The sequence below is a fragment of the Phytobacter sp. V91 genome (assembly GCF_965644225.1).
GTDB lineage: Bacteria > Pseudomonadota > Gammaproteobacteria > Enterobacterales > Enterobacteriaceae > CBFFRJ01.
Window position 1 is genome coordinate 1 of sequence record NZ_CBFFRJ010000240.1, and the last position, 3,147, is coordinate 3,147.

At 55.5% G+C, this 3,147-nt stretch carries 2 protein-coding genes; one reads left to right on the forward strand and one right to left on the reverse strand.

Going from position 1 to position 3,147, the window contains the following annotated elements; all coding sequences use genetic code 11:
- Window positions 1-66: 66 nt before the first annotated feature.
- Window positions 67-1,419 (reverse strand): cytochrome ubiquinol oxidase subunit I, encoded by a 1,353-nt coding sequence (locus ACSZO4_RS25215; RefSeq protein WP_437891831.1) that lies wholly within the window; start codon window positions 1,417-1,419, stop codon window positions 67-69.
- Between the two features lie 151 nt (window positions 1,420-1,570).
- Between ACSZO4_RS25215 and ACSZO4_RS25220 the strand changes: the two genes are divergently transcribed.
- Window positions 1,571-2,980: a PLP-dependent aminotransferase family protein gene (locus tag ACSZO4_RS25220; RefSeq protein WP_437891832.1), complete on the forward strand. Its 1,410-nt coding sequence runs from the start codon at window positions 1,571-1,573 to the stop codon at window positions 2,978-2,980.
- Window positions 2,981-3,147: the final 167 nt, after the last annotated feature.

Here is a 3,147-nt window from a genome sequence, read left to right on the forward strand (position 1 = left end):
TCTGAACCAGATTTAATCTGACAGACACCTGTATAAATAACCGGTAACTGTCAGATCAGGTCTGAGCTAGTACACATCATCTTCGCCAGGATACGTCTCGTCGTCCTGCGGTCCCTGTTTAATCAGCCGCACCATATAGCTGTAACCCACGCCAAAGACCGAGGTGTAGACGACGAAAAAAGCGATCAGGCTGACGCTCATATGCAGGTTGCCGTGGGCAGAAACCGCATCGGCCGTGCGCTGGAGCCCATAGACCACCCATGGCTGACGTCCCACTTCGGTGGTGACCCAACCTGCCAGAATGGCGATCAAACCTGATGGCCCCATCAGCAGGGCAAACCACAGAAACGGACGCGAGCGGTAGAGGCGCTTCTTATAGCGTAACCACAGGGCGACAGTACCCAGCAGGAGCATCAGCATGCCGAGCCCGGCCATAATGCGAAATGACCAGAAGACGATGGCAGAGTTGGGCCTGTCTTCTTTCGCGAACTCCTTCAGCGCGGGTACCTGTTTATCCAGGCTATGGGTAAGGATAAGGCTGCCGAGTGCCGGGATCTCAAGCCCGTAGCGGGTACGCTCCTGCGCCATATCCGGCAGGCCGAACAGCAGCAGCGGAGTGGGTTCGCCGGGGACGTTTTCCCAGTGCCCTTCAATGGCCGCGATCTTCGCCGGTTGATGCTTGAGGGTGTTCAGCCCGTGCATATCGCCGATCAGCGCCTGGATCGGGGCGACAATCAGCATCATCCACAGCGCCATGGAAAACATCGTCCGAATGGCCGGGGAGCTGTTACCGCGCAGCAGGTGCCAGGCCGCTGACGCGCCAACAAAGAGGGCGCTGCTGAGAAAGGCGGCAATCGACATATGCAGCAGGCGATAAGGAAACGACGGATTGAAGACCACCGCGAACCAGTCGACGGGCACCACCTGGCCGTTAACAATCTCATAGCCTTGCGGGGTCTGCATCCAGCTGTTGGAGGCGAGGATCCAGAAAGTGGAAATGATCGTCCCCAGCGCCACCATGCAGGTGGCAAAAAAGTGTAATCCAGGGCCGACCTTGCGCCAGCCAAACAGCATTACCCCAAGAAAACCCGCCTCCAGGAAGAACGCGGTTAGTACCTCATAGGTGAGGAGCGGGCCGGTAATGCTGCCCGCGAACTGGGAGAAACCGCTCCAGTTGGTACCGAACTGATAAGCCATAACCAGCCCGGAGACCACGCCCATCCCGAAGTTAACGGCGAAAATCTTCGACCAGAAGTGATAAAGGGAACGCCAGACCGGGTTCTGACTTTTAAGCCAGAGTCCCTCAAGCACCGCCAGATAGCTGGCAAGACCGATAGTTATCGCCGGGAAAATAATGTGAAAAGAGACGGTAAAGGCGAACTGGAGCCTCGCCAGGTGGAACGCATCAAGACCAAACATGCACAACCTCAAAGTCAATCGTTGTGCCTGTTATGGTAAGGCGGCAAAAAATGAACTATCAGAGGCAATAATGTGAAATTAAACCATAACAGTTACATTTTTTCTGCTATTTTGTTACATCTGATATAGCCATAAGAGCAGGGTGAGGGTGATGAAAAAATACCAGCGGCTGGCGCAGCAAATCATTGAGCAAATTGAACTTGGCGCCTGGCGGCCGGGTGAAAGACTGCCCTCACTGCGTGAACAGGTTGCGAGCAGCGGGTTCAGCTTTATGACCGTCGGCCATGCTTATCAACTGCTGGAAAGCCAGGGCTACATTACCGCCCGCCCGCAGTCGGGATATTACGTCGCGCCGCGATCGCACCGCCCGCAACCTGCGCCGGCAGTCCATGTGCAGCGTGATGAAACCGTGGACATCAACACTTCCATTTTCGATATTCTGCAAGCCAGTCGTGATGCGTCTATCCTGCCTTTTGGTTCCGCTTTTCCCGATCCGCGTCTGTTTCCGCTCCAGCAGCTTAACCGCTCACTGGCGAACGTCAGTAAAAGCGCCACTGCGGTCAGCATTATTGAAAACCTGCCGCCGGGGAACGTGGCGCTGCGCCAGGCCATCTCCCGGCGTTATGCTCAGCAGGGGATGAAAATCTCTGCGGATGAAATCGTCATCACCGCCGGAGCGCTGGAAGCACTGAACCTCAGTTTGCAGGCGGTGACCGAGCCTGGCGACTGGGTGATTGTCGAAACGCCGTGTTTCTATGGCGCGTTGCAGGCGCTGGAGCGCTTGCGGCTAAAAGCCCTTAGCGTGCCCACGGATGTGCATTCCGGTATTGATATGCAGGCGCTGGAGCAGGCGCTAAAAACCTGGCCGGTGAAAGCCTGCTGGCTGATGCCGAACAGCCAGAATCCGCTGGGGTTTACGCTCTCGGCGGAAAAGAAAGCCCGTCTGGTCGCGTTACTGACGCAGCATAACGTCACGCTAATCGAAGACGATGTGTACAGTGAACTCTACTACGGGCGTGAAAAACCGCTCCCCGCCAAAGCCTGGGACAAAGAGGATATGACGCTGCACTGCTCGTCATTTTCTAAATGCCTGGTCGCCGGGTTTCGCATCGGCTGGGTTGCGGCAGGTAAGCATGCGCAGCGGATCCAGCAACTGCAGCTGATGAGTACCCTCTCGACCAGTTCGCCGATCCAGATGGCGCTGGTGGATTATCTTGCCACTCAGCGGTATGACGCCCATCTGCGGCGTTTACGCCGTAGTCTTGCCGAGCGCAAACAACAGGCCTGGCAGTCGTTACTGCGCCATCTTCCGGCGGAAGTAAAAATTCACCGCCAGGAGAGTGGCTATTTTCTGTGGCTGGAGCTGCCCGCCCCGCTGGATGCCGGTGAGCTGAGCGAACGTGCGCTCGCCCATCAGGTGAGCATTGCGCCGGGTAAGATGTTTTCAACGGCCCGGGAGCCGAGCCCCTTCTTTCGCCTTAATACGTCCTGGCAATGGGGCGATCGCGAAGAGCGTGGCGTGATGTTGCTGGCCAGTCTTATTCGCCAGATGATGGAATAATTAAAGACCGGGGTATTCTTATTTTCTGAATATGTTCTTCTTAATTAAGAAACGCCCCGAATAAAAACCTGACGTTATTATCTGAACCTCCACTTAAGGAAGGTGCGATTTAATCGTCAGTTATGAGAACATAAGGCTTTCTTTGCCATAGATTTTTCACGATGCCC